Annotated in this window: 20 protein-coding genes; 3 read left to right on the top strand and 17 right to left on the bottom strand. The window is 37.4% G+C overall.

All coding sequences use genetic code 11. The features are described 5' to 3' along the window. Positions 1-6: 6 nt before the first annotated feature. The 12 genes from MKZ30_RS02790 to udk all read right to left on the bottom strand — a co-directional run bounded on the left by MKZ30_RS02790 (position 7) and on the right by udk (position 9,926). Positions 7-1,095, bottom strand: coding sequence for a DUF871 domain-containing protein (locus MKZ30_RS02790; protein WP_016614081.1), 1,089 nt, complete (start codon positions 1,093-1,095; stop codon positions 7-9). A gap of 8 nt (positions 1,096-1,103) precedes the next feature. Then, positions 1,104-1,403, bottom strand: a complete 300-nt coding sequence (locus tag MKZ30_RS02785; RefSeq protein WP_002383078.1) for a hypothetical protein — start codon at positions 1,401-1,403, stop codon at positions 1,104-1,106. Between the two features lie 25 nt (positions 1,404-1,428). Next, positions 1,429-2,742, bottom strand: coding sequence for a PTS sugar transporter subunit IIC (locus tag MKZ30_RS02780; RefSeq protein ID WP_002358780.1), 1,314 nt, complete (start codon positions 2,740-2,742; stop codon positions 1,429-1,431). 130 nt (positions 2,743-2,872) lie between these two features. Beyond that, entirely contained in the window at positions 2,873-3,568 is a 696-nt protein-coding gene (locus MKZ30_RS02775; protein ID WP_002361314.1) for a DUF4310 family protein, read from the bottom strand. 19 nt (positions 3,569-3,587) lie between these two features. Further along, positions 3,588-4,367, bottom strand: a complete 780-nt coding sequence (locus MKZ30_RS02770; protein ID WP_033600997.1) for a DUF4311 domain-containing protein — start codon at positions 4,365-4,367, stop codon at positions 3,588-3,590. A gap of 15 nt (positions 4,368-4,382) precedes the next feature. Continuing rightward, positions 4,383-4,739 carry a DUF4312 family protein gene (locus MKZ30_RS02765; protein WP_002383076.1) on the bottom strand — a complete coding sequence of 119 codons (357 nt, stop codon included), beginning with the start codon at positions 4,737-4,739 and terminating at the stop codon, positions 4,383-4,385. 30 nt (positions 4,740-4,769) lie between these two features. Beyond that, positions 4,770-5,126: a glycine-rich SFCGS family protein gene (locus MKZ30_RS02760; RefSeq protein WP_002355707.1), complete on the bottom strand. Its 357-nt coding sequence runs from the start codon at positions 5,124-5,126 to the stop codon at positions 4,770-4,772. Positions 5,127-5,140: 14 nt separating this feature from the next. Continuing rightward, on the bottom strand, positions 5,141-5,464 hold the full coding sequence (locus MKZ30_RS02755; protein WP_002393661.1) for a PRD domain-containing protein: 324 nt from the start codon (positions 5,462-5,464) through the stop codon (positions 5,141-5,143). After that, positions 5,430-7,349 carry a BglG family transcription antiterminator gene (locus MKZ30_RS02750; protein WP_010715053.1) on the bottom strand — a complete coding sequence of 640 codons (1,920 nt, stop codon included), beginning with the start codon at positions 7,347-7,349 and terminating at the stop codon, positions 5,430-5,432. The genes MKZ30_RS02755 and MKZ30_RS02750 overlap by 35 nt, the downstream gene beginning before the upstream one ends. A gap of 369 nt (positions 7,350-7,718) precedes the next feature. Then, entirely contained in the window at positions 7,719-8,684 is a 966-nt protein-coding gene (locus MKZ30_RS02745; protein ID WP_033600996.1) for a Gfo/Idh/MocA family protein, read from the bottom strand. 102 nt (positions 8,685-8,786) lie between these two features. Further along, complete coding sequence (locus tag MKZ30_RS02740; protein WP_002355703.1) at positions 8,787-9,128, bottom strand: type II toxin-antitoxin system PemK/MazF family toxin; 342 nt, start codon at positions 9,126-9,128, stop codon at positions 8,787-8,789. Positions 9,129-9,296: 168 nt separating this feature from the next. Then, complete coding sequence (udk, locus tag MKZ30_RS02735) at positions 9,297-9,926, bottom strand: uridine kinase (protein ID WP_002355702.1); 630 nt, start codon at positions 9,924-9,926, stop codon at positions 9,297-9,299. Positions 9,927-10,100: 174 nt separating this feature from the next. Here udk and MKZ30_RS02730 point away from each other — a divergent pair, with 174 nt between their 5' ends. Beyond that, entirely contained in the window at positions 10,101-10,556 is a 456-nt protein-coding gene (locus MKZ30_RS02730) for a GNAT family N-acetyltransferase (RefSeq protein WP_002383069.1), read from the top strand. A gap of 34 nt (positions 10,557-10,590) precedes the next feature. Here the strand turns inward: MKZ30_RS02730 and MKZ30_RS02725 are convergent, their stop codons facing one another. Both MKZ30_RS02725 and MKZ30_RS02720 read right to left on the bottom strand, forming a co-directional pair. Continuing rightward, positions 10,591-11,271 carry a YjjG family noncanonical pyrimidine nucleotidase gene (locus tag MKZ30_RS02725; protein ID WP_002355700.1) on the bottom strand — a complete coding sequence of 227 codons (681 nt, stop codon included), beginning with the start codon at positions 11,269-11,271 and terminating at the stop codon, positions 10,591-10,593. Continuing rightward, positions 11,268-12,050 carry a pseudouridine synthase gene (locus tag MKZ30_RS02720; RefSeq protein ID WP_002361308.1) on the bottom strand — a complete coding sequence of 261 codons (783 nt, stop codon included), beginning with the start codon at positions 12,048-12,050 and terminating at the stop codon, positions 11,268-11,270. Before MKZ30_RS02720 ends, MKZ30_RS02725 begins: the two co-directional genes overlap by 4 nt. A 330-nt stretch (positions 12,051-12,380) precedes the next feature. Here MKZ30_RS02720 and MKZ30_RS02715 point away from each other — a divergent pair, with 330 nt between their 5' ends. Together MKZ30_RS02715 and MKZ30_RS02710 are read left to right on the top strand one after the other, a co-directional pair. Then, positions 12,381-12,989, top strand: a complete 609-nt coding sequence (locus MKZ30_RS02715) for a 50S ribosomal protein L25/general stress protein Ctc (RefSeq protein WP_002358773.1) — start codon at positions 12,381-12,383, stop codon at positions 12,987-12,989. Positions 12,990-13,240: 251 nt separating this feature from the next. Next, the gene (locus tag MKZ30_RS02710) at positions 13,241-13,564 is read left to right on the top strand and encodes a DUF960 domain-containing protein (protein ID WP_033592926.1); all 324 of its coding nucleotides are present in this window, start codon (positions 13,241-13,243) and stop codon (positions 13,562-13,564) included. 68 nt (positions 13,565-13,632) lie between these two features. Here the strand turns inward: MKZ30_RS02710 and hylB are convergent, their stop codons facing one another. The 3 genes from hylB to MKZ30_RS02695 form a co-directional block, all read right to left on the bottom strand. Next, on the bottom strand, positions 13,633-16,647 hold the full coding sequence (gene hylB, locus MKZ30_RS02705) for a hyaluronate lyase HylB (RefSeq protein ID WP_033600995.1): 3,015 nt from the start codon (positions 16,645-16,647) through the stop codon (positions 13,633-13,635). A 114-nt stretch (positions 16,648-16,761) separates the two neighbouring features. Continuing rightward, complete coding sequence (locus MKZ30_RS02700; protein WP_002383066.1) at positions 16,762-17,562, bottom strand: PTS system mannose/fructose/sorbose family transporter subunit IID; 801 nt, start codon at positions 17,560-17,562, stop codon at positions 16,762-16,764. Then, complete coding sequence (locus tag MKZ30_RS02695; RefSeq protein WP_002358771.1) at positions 17,555-18,346, bottom strand: PTS mannose/fructose/sorbose/N-acetylgalactosamine transporter subunit IIC; 792 nt, start codon at positions 18,344-18,346, stop codon at positions 17,555-17,557. The genes MKZ30_RS02700 and MKZ30_RS02695 overlap by 8 nt, the downstream gene beginning before the upstream one ends. Between the last annotated feature and the right edge of the window lie 29 nt (positions 18,347-18,375).

Raw genomic sequence — 18,375 nt, 5'->3', positions numbered from 1 at the left:
TCTTCCCTACTTTTCTATAAATCTAAATTTTGTCCAAGGCTTAATGAATTCTAATAATACAAGTTCTTCTTCTATAATACGCCCTACTCGGTTTTTGCGTGAGTCTTGATGTGGTTCTAAAACGACTTGTAATTCATTTTTGTATTTTCCAAATGCATCATTTCCCACAACAACATCTCCAGGTTGTAGCATTGCTTGATTATCATGCGGGGGATTAGCTTCATTTTTATATTTTTTACGCACTTCTGTGGAACGAATCATCTGCTGAGTGATATCTCCACGGCGAAAATGTTGATTTTTTGTTACGATTTCTTTTTCAATTTCAGACGTCGCTTCTTCAAAAACAATGGTCAATTCTGTTTGATAACGATTCAACTGACCCAATGCTTCTAATTCTTCGTTGGAAGCATAAGCATTTCCAATAACAACATCATCAGTTAAATTTGTTGCAAATAAATGTTTAGCTTGAACAGTGACTGGCAACTGTCTATGCATTTCTAAAGTAGGTAGCCCATCATTCACATCCCAAGGACCAATTTCACCTACCTGTGATGAAATAAAAGCAGCTGTCCGAATTCCTTCCTTTTTAAAGCGGATGCTACATTTTTCAAAGAAATCATACGGCAATGCAGTTCCCGCTTGTGGATAAAAGTTATGACAACCATATAAGAAAGGTCGATTCGCTTCATACGTCAAAATGTTATCAAGATAAGCAACATCATTACTCATATTCAGCTCAATAGCCACGCCAAATGGATTAAACGTCAACATGGCTTCTTTATTTCCATCAAAACCTGTATCCAACCGAATCCCATCAGCTCCTAATTCGCTGAAAAAAGTCAAATCATCATATGAAATTTCCAATTCATCAAAGATACTTGGAACGACATCTAAAATTGTTTCAAATCCTAAATTTTTCGCATAACTAATTAATTCTTTAAATTTTTTCTGAACCGCTTCTTTGCCATCGGTCACTTCTAACATACTCATAAAAATTCGAGTAAACCCACATTCGCTGGCTTTTTTTAAATACGCTTTATCTTGATTGATATCACTATGATCTGGATAAACTGATACACCTAATGCTCTTTTCATCTTCGTTCTCACACTCCGCTATTTTCAAATTTATTTCGAAATTTCCAAGCAATCACCGAGCTACACAGGATTGTTGTAGAGCCAACGAGCAATACTGGTTGATTTAGAAATCCGCCAATTATCATAGAAAGAGTAATACAAACTGCCGTAAAAACCAACGTCTTTACTAAACCAAGTTGATAAACAACAGTAGGCAACTGCCCTTTTTCTATAATAATTTGACTAACGATAAAAAAGAAAATGAACCAAATAATCATCTTATACGCTCCTGACCTTCTTCTCTGACTTAGAAGGGGCAGGATATTCATATCAGAACACCCGCCCTAACATTTTTTAATTTTTCGCTGCTTGTTCAGCTGCTAATTCTTCTGCTTCTTTATCCAATTGTTGTTTTTCATAAACTTTGAAAAATGGATAGTAGATAGCCATTGTAATTAAGAAGTTAACAATCACTAATACTGCGGCCGAAAAACTCCAATTGGTACTCATCCAAGCAGCAATTGGTGCTGGAATTGCAAACGCTAAGCGTGCAGCCATCATCGGAATTATATTAGCGACTGTTAAGAAATAAGATAACGTTGTGGTAATTAACGGTGCCACGATAAACGGAATACCTAAAATAGGATTCATTACGATAGGCGTTCCGAAAATAACTGGTTCATTAATATTAAACAAGCCTGGTAAGAACGATAAACGGCCAAGACTTTTCAGATACGTTGATTTAGAAAACATCATTAAAACAACTAAAGAAAGCGTAGTTCCAGCGCCACCAATCCAGATAAACCATTGTAAAAACTGTTCTGTAAAAATATTAGGTAACTGATGAACGTTTGCGCCATTGGTAAAAGCTTCAAGGTTTTCTGCAATCGACATATCCCAGAAAGGACGAATAACTGGGCCCATAATCGCTGGACCATGAATCCCTAAAACCCAGAAGAAACAGATTAAGAAGACTGTTAGTAAGCCGCCAAATAAACTGTTACCAGCAAGGATACCTTTAAGTGGCATTAATAACGTACTCAAGAAACCATTCAAATCAAAACCAATTACGTGGCGAATAACCCAGAATAATAAAAGAATAACTGCTCCTGGAATTAACGCAATAAATGAATTTGACACTTCAGGCGGTACGCCATCTGGCATCTTAATCATAATATCTTTTTCAATAAAGAAGCGATAAATTTCAACAGATAACAGCGCTGTTACAATCGCACCAAATAAAGAAGCTGAACCTAAATTTGCTAAATTAATATAGCGCCCTGCTGTAATGACGTTGTCAACATCTTCAAAGACACGTGTTGGTGGTGCCGCTGTTACTAAAAAGGCCATTAATGCTAAAATTCCGCACGTCAAAGAGTCAAGCTTATAACTTTTGGCCAATGATGAAGCAATCCCAAATGTTGCATAAAGTGCAAGTAACCCCATCGTATAGCGGGAAGGAATATCTAAAATTGCTTGATAAGGTTCAATCAATTTTGTGTATGCCTCAATTGGAATATTTTGAAAAATTGTAAAGAATGAGCCCACAATTGTTAAAGGCATCGTTGCAATTAATCCTTTTCTAATCGCTGTCATATGGCGTTGCGAACCAAATTTATTCGCAATCGGCATTAACTTAACTTCCATCCACTGTACAAAACCATTCATTTGTTAATTCCTCCGTTCAACTAATAAAAATAATAATTATTTCGCATTTATAATAACATAGTAACATTATAATGTAAACGCTTATTCTTATTCGTGACAGAGAAAGTGCAAAACAAAAGGCTTTTTCTGATTATAAAGAAACCGGGAATATTGCACCAAAAATCATTGCGCCTAAAATTGCGCCCCCAGCGATTGGTTTTTTCCAAATGTAAAAGCCTAAAGCTCCTAATGTGGCACCAATCCCAATAGGAATCGAAGCACCCGCCGCACTCAAAATAATTAACGGACCTAAGAAACGTCCTGAGGCATTACCAGCCCCCATCATCACATCCGCACCAAAAGTGGAATTTCCTTGATTGATAGTAAATTTCCGAATCAACACAATTACGCCACCAACTGCTAGCCCTAGTAGCGCACCTGTTAAAAGTGCTAAGCCAAAGTTTTCTACAGGTGCTTTAATACCCATGCTGAGGAAAATTGCAGGTACGCCAATCCCGATCCCCGTTAAAATTGAGCCACCTAAATCTAAAATCCCGACTAAGGAACCTTCTAAAATTCGTGCAAACAGGAAACTTGCACCAAATGCTGCGGCAGCGCCATAAGAACCACCATCTAAACCAGCTTTTAGCATCGCAACAATTGAAACTTCATTAAAGGCGCCCACACCATAAACTACATACATATGTGTTCCTGCAAAAATTGCCGCTGACATAATCCCGACTAAAATCGGAAAGCCCCAATCAGCATACCAAAAACTTTTGCCTTTTAAACCTTCTTGAATTTCTTGTTCTTGTTGTGCCCATTCATTTTTTTCTTGCTGTTCCATCTATGAGACCTCCTTTTTTCTATTTAACGGTGAAAACATTGTGTAAATTATTTAACCATTGAGGAATAGACAAGCGGAAACTTTCGATCATTTCTAAGTCGAACCCTCGGAAGAAGCCACTTAAAATAAATAATAAGATAATGGCACCAAGCATGCCGCGTGTCATTCGGGTCCACCCTAAATCATCGACACCTTTACCGATTAAGATCCCTAATACAACTCCTGGGACAGCATTGCCCATGACTAATTGAGATAATCCGCCAAATAACGTTCCCCAAAAACCCGTCCGTTTTCCTGCATCTAAAGCCGCTAGCCAGAATAAAACGGGCATCACAGTATTGATTAAAATCGTTGCTGCAGGTACCAACACCGCAACTGCTGTTACTTGTAGCGATTCTGGAATTGCTGCAGCTGTACTATTTAAGAAAGCCACAGTCGCCATTCCTACAAAGGCCCCGACAATTCCCATTTTTTTGGGATTATGCATCGTTTTAGTGACATCTTTATCCTTTACCAATAAAATTGCTGCAGCCCAGTTAGGCACAATCCGGTGGGTCACATCTTGTGTAAAGGCCCCTGCTCCGACGGCCGAAGCCCAAGCATTAAAGAAAAAACCTAAACCAAAAGAAAAGTGTGATGCCGGATCTCCTTGTGCCGCGTTCATTTCTCCTAATGTTCTAAATGCCCCTAACCCTTGCATTTGTGGTGCATGAAACATCCGAGCAGCGCCTGCGCCAGCTGCAAAACCTAGTAAACCACCAATAAGCAATGACTTCAGCAAAATGATTACAAATTCCATTCCTTCTTCCTCCCTTTATACGCCTCTTTTTGAAAGAAACGGAACTACTACTGCGTTCGGTTCTTTAATTGTTTCCGTTAAAAAATCAACTTCTTCGACTGCAATGGCTTGGATTTCCACTTCTACAGCTAGTTCGACATGATAAATCACTCTCTTTCTAGGAAAGAAGAAGAACAGAAATTTTTCTGTATAAACTTGTTCTTTTGCCTGACGAATAGTTACTTTTTTCGGTTCAATCCGGATGAGGACCTCTGTTGTTTCTTTTAATACTTTTTTTGAAACATCATTCAATGCACTTGCAAAAGCTTCATTCTTCTTATTACCTTTTCCAGAAACAATCACGGTTTGTGTTGACCGTTTTGTGGCATCCATAATTACCGCTCCTTTCTAAGTTACTACTTTCTATGCTCCGTGTTTCTTAATAAATGCTTCAGTTACTCGTTTACCAAGTTCTTCCTGATCCATAAAACCAAATCCAAGAACAGTTTTCCCATCGTTAATTGCTGTTACCCCTTCTTCGATTGATCGCATGCCATGTCTTTCGGGATACCCGTATTTAGTAGCAGCCGTTAACGCCCCTGCACCACCACTGCCACAGAAAGAAATGCCTAAATCTGCCTTTTCTTGTTGCATCACATCTCCTAAACGCATATCAGCGCCCATTCCTGGAACAACAACCGCACGACCACCGGCTTGCTCCACTCCTTTTGCAACATTTTGTCCCTTTCCTAAACGATCTGCGATAACTACTGTAATCATAACTTTTCCTCCTATTAATTGTTTTGTTTAGCAACTTCAAAATGAACAGCTAAAACATACCATTCATCTTCTGATAACTGACCAATTGCTTCTGTTGTTTCTTGTGCAATTTTCAACGTTTCTGGTGTTAGTTCCGTAAATAACGTCCGATCAACACCAGATAATGTCGTTCCTTCTCTTGAACGATTCAGCATCTCATTGAGATGGTTGATCAAAATCGTCCACTGTAATTCCGTTGGTTCAATTTGTGCTTCTGCTAATCGCGCACTGGTTTGTTTGATAATCGATTGTAGCTTTTCTGGTTCAGCACTTTGTCGAATGATCTCCTGTGCTTCCATTGCTAGTTCCATCCTCTTCCTCCTTTGGTTGTTCTAAATAATTAAGTAATGCTGAAATTTCAGCATGATTGACAGGTAACTCATTTTTAGCAAATAAACATTCAATTTGCCGAATTTCTTCTTGTCTTTCACGCGATACTTCTCCATTACAAGGAATCTCTTCGTATTGCTTATTAAACGTAATCCGATGTGTCATTAATAAAACGTGCAGTAAAAAGGCTTCTTGATATTCGCTCAGTAACTTTGTTTGAAACATTCGTTTTAACTCTTCATAAATAATATACGCTTTTACTAACAAATCTTGGCTTTGTATCCGTTCATTTTTTTCAATTACATCAGATTTCGTGGAGCGAGCGGTACCTTTCCCTTGACGTTTCCCTAATAAAATTTTATCGACCTCTTCCCGAATCAAACTTAAGTCTGTGTCCGTCAACAATGGACTAACTTTAATAAATGGGTATGTCATTTCTTCAATTGGGAAAATACTCAATACCAAATCAGGCTTTTCTGCTTGAATCACTTCAGTTGCATTTAAAACAGAAGCAAATCCCGCGAGTTCAACGTTTGGTACTTCCTCTAAAATTTTTTGTTCAATTAAACTGGTCACACCTAAGCCCGTCGAGCAAACATACACAATCCTAACAACTTTAGCTTCCTGCTGTTGTCGTTCCTGAGCTGCCAAAAAATGCAACGCAATATATGCGCAGAAAGAATCGTTGACTAGCAAAACAGAACGTTGAATTAATTGTTTACAGGCACTTTGAATAGCTAAAAATAACGCTGGGTGTTTTCCTTTGATTTCTTCAGAAAACGGATTGTATTCATTAATAAATAAATGTTTCTTTGTAAAACGTAAGGACAGGTGTGCAAACAAGTTCGTAAATAATTGGCGATCATTTACAAAAGGATAATTCAGCTCTTTTGAAACGCTTTCAATGACTTGCTTTGTTAATTGAACCATATCTTGCCGTTGATGGGTTCCGAATAAATCACTATAAATATAAAAATATTCATCCGCTAATAAAGGCAAGTCATACCGTTCAAACACCTCTTGTAAAAGTAAAAGTGGTACTTCGTTCCGTTGTTCAAAGCGTGTTTTTTGCGATAACACTCGGTAAGTCCCAATTGTATGTGCCATCTGCATACGTGCTGCGGCAATTGCCACTCTCAACGTAATAGATAATATTTCGGCATAATCAAATTGATTTTGATCGAGTGGATTAATTAAATTTCGCATTTTTTTCAATGCACTACGATAACAACCTTGAAACAATGTCCCTGACCCAAATTTAATTTTAGGGATTTTTTCAGCCCCTTTTGTCTTTGTCACATAGTTCATAATTTGGTAAATATCGTATTCTGTAAGTTCTTTTTGAGTGATAAATTCCATCAGTAATCGTACATTGCTTTCTTCACCACTAATTGTAAACCCTTGCCGTGCTTGGCGAATTAAGGTTAAATCATATGCTTGCAGCAACCGTTCAACCTGTTCCAAATCACTGACAATTGTGTTTCGACTCACTAATAATTCATCTGCTAGCTGCTGTGCCGTTAAGTACCCTTTGACTGACAATAACTGAAAAATCAATACATTGACTCGTCTTTTTTGATCAGGATAGGTTTCAAATCGATCGACATCGATAATTTCATTTTTTAACAGTAAGCGTTTAGAGTCAGGTAAATCTAGCCAGATTCCCTTATTTCGTTTTGAATAAAGTGTCTCATCGTGCTGTTCAAACCAAGCACGAATATCTTCTAAATCATACTTAATTGTTCGAACGCTGACAGTAAAGTTCTCAGCTAATTCTTGCGTGGTAATGCTCCCTTCCAAATCCAAAAGCATCAATAAAATATTTATCGCTCTTTTGGACAACAACACGGTCATGCCTTGTCACCTCTTTTCTTTTCCCTTTACACTTAAAACTATAGCGTTATTTTATCTGTTCCACAACACAAAAAAGTTGCACTTATAAAAGTGCAACACTTCTCTTTTCATACAAAAAAATCCCTTAACAGTTACTACTGTTAAGGGATACCACACTATTTATTTGCATAAATAGACAGAGACCTTCTCCACAAAAGTATTCTGTCCGACACGTTACAAATCCGGTAACTGATAGCCGTACTATCTGGTGTCGTTGTGTTTGACAATCACTAGCCGTCAAAACGGAATAGCCGAAGCTATCTGATTGAGTCAACTCGTCGCATAAAACACACTTTAACACAGAATAGTATGGATAGCAAGTTGTGGTAATTATTCTCTATCAAACCATTCTTGATAAAAACCTTCAACAATTTTGACGGTTGCTATCGTTAATTCTTTCGTCATTACGGGGCTAGTTAACTTTTTGTCTTGTAAACATTGATTCACATGATTGATTTCATACGTAAATTCACTAGTGAATTGTTCAGACCATTTGACAGTGTTGCCTTGAGTATCTGTATAATAAGCACAATCTGTTTTCCAGAAATTAGGAATAACGATTTGCCCTTTTGTCCCACAGATGGTCATTTCACTAGGTATCTTTAAACCAACATTAATAAAAATATTGCCCAGCGTCCCTTCAGCAAATTTCAAAGCTAAATTACATTGACTATCCGTCGCCTCTTGCTGATATGTTGCGGTTCCCGTAACCGCTTGAATTTCTTTCCCTAATACGTATTGTAAGTATTGTAATGGATAACTTCCTGAGCCATGAAGCGCTCCACCACCCGCTTCTCTCGAGTAAAACCAGGGAATATGATCCACATTGGGATAGGCAGTAACTGACTGAACCCATAAAATTTCTCCCAATCCCCCTTCTTGAATCGTCGCCTTTACTTTTTGGGTAATTGGTAAAAAGACAGATTTCTGAGCTTCCATTAGAAAAACCCCTTGCTCCTGTGCGATTGCGAAGAGTTCTTCTGCTTCAGCAGCATTTAATGTAAATGGTTTTTCCAGTAGGACGGGTTTTCCTTGTGATAACGCAAGCTTAGCTGCTGAGTAATGTCCTTGATTGTAGGTGGGAATATAAATAATATCAATTGTTTCATCCTTACATAACTCTTCATAACTGCCATAAGCCACCGGAATCGCTAATTCTTTAGCCATTTTTTGAGCATTCTCTAAACGCCTTGATGCAATCCCGCGCACTTCAGCTTGCGCGCTTTCTCGAATCCCTGCTACAAATCTTGGGACAATTTGGGCAGTACTCATAATTCCATAACGAATTTTATCCATGTGATCGCCTCCTCTTTCACTATACGAGAAAAACGAATATTTGGAAACTATTTCAAAAAAAAAAAGAAACCGTTTCCCCAAAACGATTTCTTTATATGTAATTTAACGGATACCAACGCTAACTTTTAAAGCTTGATTGACCTGTTCCATCTCTTCACGAGAAAGTTGACAAACCTTGTGTAGCATTCGTTCTTTATCCAATGTTCGAATTTGTTCTAACAAAATAAGTGATGGCGTCCTGCACTCGTTATGGGGAATTTCGATGAGGACTTGCGTTGGTTGCAGCCGCTTGCTTACGTTACGGGTAATCGGTGCAACAATCAACGTTGGACTAAATAAGTTACCTTTGTTATTTTGAATAATCAGGACAGGTCGAATCCCACCTTGTTCAGAACCAACAACTGGTGAGAGATTCGCATAAAAAACCTCACCTCTTTTTATCATTCAGATTCCCTTCCCTCCTTTTCCTTTAAAAAATTATAGCATATTGTTTCTTTCAATATTTTCAACTTTTTAGCTATCCCTTAAAATATTTGATAAAACAACCCTTTAAAAGTCAAAAAAAGCTTAAACAGTCGACTCTGATATAGAGACGGCTATTTAAGCTGACTATTACATTTTTGTTAAAATACTATCCACTTTTGTATTAATTAAATCGATAGCAACGTGGTTTTCGCCACCTTCTGGCACAATGATATCTGCATAACGTTTCGTAGGTTCAATAAATTGGTGATACATGGGCTTGACGACTGTCAAATATTGTTCAATCACAGAATCCAACGTACGGCCACGTTCTTCCATATCACGCTTGATTCGACGAATAATACGGATGTCATCATCTGTATCCACATACACTTTAATATCCATTAAATCCCTTAAGCGGCGATCTTCTAAAATTAAAATCCCTTCAAGAATAATTACTTCTTTCGGTTCTTGGATCACCGTTTCTGTACTTCTTGTATGCGCAACGTAGTCATAAACTGGCTTTTCAATGGCTTGATAATTTAACAGTTGTTCAACATGTTGAATCAATAAATCTGTATCAAACGCAAAAGGATGATCATAATTGGTATTTAAACGTTCTTCAAAACTCAAATGGCTCTGATCTTTATAATAAGAATCCTGTTCTAACATCATAATTGAATGATCGGGAAAATTATTAAAAATCGCACGGCTAACACTGGTTTTTCCGCTTCCTGATCCGCCAGTAACACCAATGATAATTGGCTGACTATCTTTCATGTATAAACCTCTTTCTTTTCAAAAACTTCATTGTCTTTTACTATTATAATGAAAACTCTGAAGAATGCCAGACCTTTTCCAAGACTTTTCATGTGATTTTTATCTTCTTATGAAAAATCTGCCCACACTTCTTTCAATTACAGTATACTTATCAATAAAAGGAGAATCCTACCTATGATTAAAAAAGTCAAAAAAGAAACACTTACAACGGCGCATTACGCTCTTCTTTATGAGGCAGATCCAGCAAAAAAAATGGTGGCAGATTATATTACCCGCGGCATTTGCTTTGACTATCAGACTGAAGAACTTCAAGGAATTTTAGTCCTGTTGCCGACTCACCCACGGACATTGGAAATCGTAAACATCGCTGTCTCAGAAGAAAGCCGAGGGCGGGGCATCGGGCAAGAATTATTACATTTTGCCATTGATTTTGCCAAAAAAGAAAAGTATGATTCCTTGGAGATTGGGACTGGGAGCACAGGCTTTCAACAGCTATATCTCTACCAAAAAGTCGGCTTTCGAATGACACATATTGAACCAGATTTTTTTATCCATCATTATGATGAGCCTATTATAGAAAACGGCTTGCCTTTAAAGGATATGGTTCGCTTACGGTTACATTTAAGTTAAAAAACAACATTTCCTGTACAGGAAATGTTGTTTTTTAATGCCCAAGAATTGGTAACAACTCATCTAGCTGTTGAATCGTATAATTGGGTTGAATGGTTGGTGTTGCTGGAGCGGAGGTCGGATTGAGCCAAACAGTTTGAATTTTCGCTTGTTGACCTCCTTGAATATCTGAATGCAAAGAATCGCCAATAATCATTGTTTTTTCTCGACTAAAATTAGGAATCCGTTCAAAAACAAAATCAAAATACTCTTTCATTGGTTTTTGATAACCCACTTCTTCTGAAACAAAAATATCTTTAAAATAAGGCATTAATTTCGAATCTTCCAATCGACGATACTGTGTTTTTGCCACTCCATTTGTCACAATATATAAATCATAATGGGGTGCTAATTTTTCCAAGATACGTTGACTATTGCCAAGCAAGTCATGTCCTTGACTTAAATATTCTCGGTAGTTTTCTCCCATTTTAACGCTATCAACTTCTCGATTAAACGCGTCAAACAATAAACCAAACCGTGTATCAAGGAGAACATCTTTTGTTATTTTTCCTTCTTCAAATGAACGCCATAATCCTTGATTAATTCGGTGGTACGTTGACTCGACTTCAGATGTAAATGGTACATTTTCTTCTTCAAATAAGGCATGGAGCGCCTTCTTTTCAGCCAATTTAAAATCTAACAATGTATCATCAACATCAAAAAGCAATGTTTTCATTTCCGTTCCTCTTCTCTTTTCAAATTACTCGGTAACGCTTTGCTTGTTTGTTGTTTTTCAATAAAAAAATAAGGCAATAGCAATTGTAACTCTTCTCTTGTTAATGAACGATAAGCACCTAAAGGTAATTGCGGATCTAGCCGCAACGGCCCCATAGTTTGGCGTTTTAAAGCAGTCACTTTTTTCCCCACGGATAAAAACATTTTTTTCACTTGGTGAAATTTTCCTTCTTGAATAGTCAGGAAAACATGACTCTCCGTTTCAGTCGCTGCAAGAACAGTTATTTTTGCTGGCTTACATTGAATGCCTCCTTGCAAAACAATCCCATCTTTAAATTTAGCACAATCTTCTGCAGAGACCAAACCATTGACTTTCACTTCATAACATTTCGCTACTTCTTTATTTGGCCGAATTAATTGATACCCTAATTGTCCATTATCTGTTAATAGAAGTAACCCTTCCGTATCGCCATCGAGTCTGCCCACTGGATAAAGACCAGGGCGTCTGTCTTGTGGCGCAATCAAATCAATAACTGTTTTTTTAGATGCATCTGAGACAGCGCTAACCACACCTTTTGGCTTATTCAACATATAGTACACATGGGTCTTATGCGAAATTAATTGTCCTTTTACTTTAATCATTTGTAATTGCGCATCGACATTTTGGCTTTCATTTAAAGTCACGATGCCATCCACAGTGACCTGCTTGCCTTTGATTAATCGTTTCACCGTTTTGCGTGATCCAAACTGAAGTTCTTCTAGTAATTTATCTAATCGCATTGTTCCGCTCCATTCTGGTATTAGTATAGTGGAATCCGTTAAAGATGAAAAGTAGAAAAAGGTAATTCCTTGACGTATAAAAATATAAGTGTTACGGTTAATAAGTAAAGTAAATAAAGGTTTCTCAAAAACAGCGTAATGACCTGGGAGAGAACAACGATAACAATGAACCATTCCCATGAGTGTTGCCTGGCAATATTTGTGGGGATTTTTTGATTATTGTTAGCATTTTTCTAGACAAGAACAACTGAAAAAAGAGTTTCTTTTTTCCATTATGTTTTGTTTCTGAGTTTAACCAAATCACTCATTATTTCAAGGAGGAATTAGGTTATGTCAGTACAATTAGAAGTTAAAGAAAGAGCTATCCGTCCACGTTCACTAAGAAATCAGCTACGTCACGAAGGGAAAGTACCTGCCATTGTTTACGGTTACCAAATTGAAAGTACACCAATCTATTTTGAAGAAAAAGACTTATCAAAAATTTTACGCGAACATGGTGCTAACACCGTTATTAAAATGACAGTTGATGGCAAAAACATCAACACATTAATGTCGAAAGCACAATTAGATACCTTTACTGGTCAAATGCTTCATGTTGAATTCTTATCTGTAAATATGAAAGAAACAACAGAAGTCGAAGCAGAAGTTCAATTAATTGGTGAATCTGCAGGTGTGAAAGCTGGGGGTACCTTAGCACAAAACTTGTACACTGTTTTAGTGGCAGCCACACCAGATAAATTGCCAGAATCAATTGAAGTAGATATTACAAACTTAGAAATTGGTGATGCTCTTACAATCGCTGATTTACCTGAACACAAAGACTATGAAATTTTAACTGATCCAGAAGAACAACTAGTTGCTATTGTTGAAGCACAAACTGCTCCTGAAGAAGAAGAAGGAACAGCTGCTGAAACGACTGAACCAGAATTAGCCGAATAAAGAGTACACTTTTGTTCAGCTGATTCTCTTAAGTTTTAGAAATGGGATGTACGTTGAAACAACGTACGTCCCATTTTCTTTTTACTGCATGTCTTGATTTCTTCACATAAATGATGACACCTGCAAAGCTAGGAAGCTACAGAGGAATATTAAATTTTTGCTAATCTACGCAATATTTTCAAACGAAACAATTTCTTTTTTTTAAATTTGCAGTATACTAAAAGTAAGTAAACAAAAAGGAGGTCATCCATATGTTTGAACGTTTTGATAGTGACCGTAGCCGCTATGCTTCATTAGGTGTTGTTTCTAGCTTACCTAGTGGCTTAATTGATAGTATTTGGTTGATTATTGACTTAAATCTAAAAGGGGTTATCCTTTTAAACGACTTACTTCACTTTGATTTGTTGAACAATAATGGCAAGGTGACTGTCCATTTTTCTCAAGAAAATAGTTCAGTAGAAATGGCCATCGACTTACCATTTAGTTATTCTACGGCATATCCGTCGCGAATTTTTGCTTTTGATGATGGCCATCGTGAAACGATATTATTACCCGCAGAAATGTTAGAATCTTAAATAATTTCAACAAAGTAGCCTCAAATTCCGATTAAACTGGAATTTGAGGCTACTTTGATTTCTTTTAGTTATTCTACAATAATTTGTTTACTACTTCCTGCAGCATTTTCAAAATTAATAGTAAAGGTTTCTGTTGCATCATCATAAGTGATTCCGTCACTTTGACTAATTACTGTGCTGTAATCTTTTGGTATTTTTAAAGTCAGTGTCTTAGTTGTTTGTGTGGGATCAGAGAAAGTATACGTTTTTTGGTGTTGTTGTGTCTTTCTCATTAAAGAAATAGCTTTATTTGAGGTAATCCCTGCTATTGTACCGCCAGTTTCTGACCAAATGTTAACCCCAAGATAGCCTTCTTCTTCTTGCTTAACTGCTTGAATTTCTTCTGTATTTGAGAGAACTTCTACTGTTTTTTTGGCAGCATATGTTTTTAAATCAGTTTCATCGATTCCTGGTAAAACTACATAAGCATAATGCTCGTTCGTTGGGTGTTGACCATGTTGAATCGTAAATGTTCGATAATCACCTACATATTCTTTATCACTTGGAAATGCTTCATTAATTGCTTTATAGGTTCCTTTTCTAGTTTCACTTTTAACATTTACCGTTGTTTCTTCTGGAAAATAATAACCCATATTAGCATTGGAATGATCCGACTTTAGTAATAACCATTGTTTTTTACTCGTTTCATTTTTCTCATGAATCTCCCCAATATTTGATAACACTTGATACTGATACACATCATTTAACAAACGATTATCAACAACTGTCTCAATCGAAGCTTCTGTATCGCCTTTAATTCCTGCGCCTAATGCGATAATTTGCCCATTTAATACAAACCAAGATTTTTTAGCTTGTAGGTTCATAGGTAAAAGTTTCCCATTATTTTTGGTCCCGTCTTTATTAAGAGCCATCCCTACTACTGCCTGATTGTCTGACGTTACTCCACCAACCCATTGCTCTTTCGATGTGATTGTTGTAAATGCTGAAACTTCATCTGCCAAAGAAATGGTATCTACCGTTGTTCCTGGTAGTCGATAGGGATCTACAGTTGGCCAATAGCTGGAATTAAATTGAACCTCGTCATCATTATATACGTACATCATTCCGTCACCAGTGTGCCAGCCACGTTTATTTTCTTTATTCCCTGCTTCAAAAGATGCAGTGCGCTTTGAATACAAGCCTAGCCCAAACATATAACTAGGTGTTCGTTGGACAAATCGATCCATCGAAGCATAAAGTTTCGTGCCTGTAAAAGGAAGTTGCCCTCCCGTAATTTCTGGATTAGTTAAAAGTTGCATAGTCATCTGTAAATCATTAAAATCACGAGCATTGGTCAAATAATAATCTGGGTTCTCTTTCATCCAATATTTAACGGCTTCTTGAAATTTCTTTTGATAATTATTAGGGGCAAATTTAGCCACAATTAATAAATTATACATGGTAGTTGAGCCATAGCCTGTTTTTCCAACTGCTGGGGCTCTTGAGATGGAACGGCCATTCACAGTTGGTAGCATTTCACCTTTATAAATCAAAGGAAGAAAGGCCCGATCAACATTTTCAACAAATTCTGTCACAAGAGTTGCATCCATTTGAAAAGATGAATCTGCTGTAATGGCCAAAATTTGTCCAACCCCTTTCACCAAAACATTTCCATACGAACCTGTATAAGGAATGTTATTGTGCTGGATAAAAGAACCATCTTGGTAAAAACCATCACCTTTTGTGACTAATTTAAATACATCGACGATACTACTGGATGCTTGGTTAATTTTCCCGCTATCCTTTTGTAAAATTCCTAACCCCAAAACAGTTAAAGCTAAGTCCGTTCGGTTCGCTCCTGATGTCACAAAATTTGGGATAAAAGCTAAATCCACAAACGTTCCTTGTGGTTTTGTATACAACTGTTTAAATGGATCTGGGACATAACTGCTCAGCGCATTTGTATAGATTTGTTGCTTTTCCGGAGAAACTTTATCCTCTAAAATCATTAGAATATTAAGAAACTTCTGTGGCACACCAATTTGCCAGTCCCACCAATTTCCATGGTACTTTTTCCCATCATATCCTTTTTGCGTTACCATAAAATCTAAGCCATCAATAATGGTTGCTGCCAATTTGTCATCTTGGTAAAGCGTACTCCCCTTCGTTCCATAGGCTAACGCTAATTTTTGCAATTTGGTAAATTGAGTCGTTAAATCAGCAGATGGCGTATTGCCAGGCTCTAGTGGCCATAAATAGCTGCGGTTCGGCTCTTTATTCATCGTTTGATCGAGTTCTGTTGCTTCATTGGAGATTTTTTGGACGTAGTCTACAAGCGCTTGGTTAGTTGAATCATATTCTTTGGAAACAAGCTGATTTCGCCATTTTTCTTTTAATCCTCGGTATTCTGTAGATGAATCGATAACAGGAATGCTACCAACGGAGCCACTTTTCATAGAAATGATATTCAGCTTTGATAGATTACCAAATAGTCTAATTCCTACAGCGCCCGTCCAGTCATCATTAATGGACGTACCATCAGGATAATGAACCTCTTCATTTTCATAAAATAATTGATCATTCAGGAATGTCTGAATTTTTTTTCCGTCATAGCGAACCAGCAGTTTATATTGTTGGCCACTTAGTAATGTTGGCCCCGGAATATTAGTTAGCCATTTACCGCCTGGTTGTCCTAACTGCCAGCGACCGTCACGATTATAAGCAAAAGATTGCCATTGACTCGTCTTTTGTTTATCTCCGCGAAAAACCAATCCGAAGTTACTTTGCCCTTCATATAAAAAGGTTAGTTCAAGATCTCCTGAAGATTGTTCGCGTGCATCAAGATTGATAGAGACAGATTCGAGGTTTGTCCCTTGCTTCGTGTTTGCGATCCATAAACCAGCAGAATCATTCTTTTTTTCTGCTGTTCCTACCAAATCTTGCCAATGCCCAACTTGATTGGGGAAATCTGAAATGTAAGAGGGTTGCTCAATCGTTTGGCTCGCTTCGTTTTCTTCTGCAAAAGTAAGGGTGGTTCCCATAAATCCACTCGTCAAAGCAGTAAACAGTCCGACCAGCATTACCCATATTTTCCTGTTTTTCATTCTTTCTCCTCCTAAAAAATTATCGTAAAACGCTTACATCCGAATTAGAGAAAAAGAGTGAAGAAAAATACTTTCTACACTCTCCGACTCTCTGAAAATCACTTAATATACTTTTTACGCCAAAATACCAAAGGCACTCAAAACAATCGATAAAATTAAAATAATCCAAATCACTCGTGTGGAATTTAATTTCTTTTGACCTAACATCCAATAAGTTAAAAGAACAAGTAAGATTGGAACTAAGGAAGGTAAAATTGCATCTAACGTATCTTGAATAACTAATTCGACCCCGTTCTTTTTATAAACAAAAGGAACTGTCGCCTTGATAACTGAAGGAATTAAGGCACCAATCACAGTCACACCAAGAACAGTTGCTGCATTCGTAAAGGCAGATAACTTGTCTTTTAAGGTCGTCACTAGTTTGACCCCTTGCTTATAACCAAGTGGTAAGAGCGCGGCCCGACCAAACAATAGTGCAATATTTGCAATAATCCAAATAACACAGCCAACCACCGAACCATTTTGAGCCAGTGTCCCTGCAACAGAGCCGAAAATCGTCCCCCAAATAACGTGGAATAAAGAGTCTCCAACGCCTGCCAAAGAACCCATCAGAGCTGTTTTTAGCGCAATAATTGTTTCTTTCGCTTTATAGCCATCTTGCTCTTCAATCGCCACATCAATCCCCATAATTAAATTCCCAAAAATAGCATTGGTGTTAAAAAATTGATTGTGTGTGCGCATCATATCTTGAAATTGTGCTTCATCATGACCATAGAATTTTTTTAAAACAGGTAAGATGCCGTATAAATATCCTGAACTCATCATACGTTCATAGTTCCAGTTTAATTGGCTTCCTAAAATATAACGCCAGCTAATTGCATTTAATTCTTTTTTTGTCAGTTTATGCTTACTCATCGCCGTCATATCCTCCTTCAAAATCACCATTTCCTGTTGTTGCTTGTGTCGTGCTTTTTGCCCCATCACGTTTAAATACAAGCATCGCTGCTACCATCCCAACTATCGAAACACCTAACATTGGAACTTTTAAATAAGCCGCTAAGAAAAAGCCTAATAGTAAATAGGGGATATATTGCTTCGTTGGCAAGTAACGTAATAAAATCCCTACACCGACAACAGGTAATACTCCTCCAGCTGTTTTTAAGCCCGTCATTAGCCATTCTGGCATGTTATCGGTAATCGTTGTTACTACAGCATCCCCCGCTAATAACATTAATAAAATCGGAATGGCACGAGACAGTCCCCATAGAACAGAACCAGATAAAACTAAGCGTGGAATCCGTTTTACTTGCATCTTATCAATCGCTTTATCGACACTATGAAGTAAAAAGACATTACAAAAACGGGCCACTACATCTAGTTGCAACATCAACAGAGAAACAGGAACAGCTAAACCAATACCATACTCCGCTCCTTTTCCAGAGATTACAGCGAAAGCGGTTCCTAAAACAGCCCCTGTGAAATAATCAGGTACCGATGCTCCACCAAAAGCAGCAATTCCTAAACGCATTAATTGAAGAGTGCCGCCAACCATTAAACCAGTTTTTAAATCTCCCATAATCATTCCAGAAATCATTCCAGCAATAGCTGGTTGCGTCAACGTATTTGAAATAAGTGAGTCATTAATAGCAATAAACGCATAAATAGTAATTAAAATAATTTGATACGCTGCTAAATGCATTGAAATTTCCTCCTAAATTTAAAAATATT

It is taken from the genome of Enterococcus sp. LX10 (genome assembly GCF_023539285.1).
Lineage (GTDB): Bacteria > Bacillota > Bacilli > Lactobacillales > Enterococcaceae > Enterococcus > Enterococcus faecalis.
This window is presented reverse-complemented; position numbering and strand designations above follow the sequence as displayed.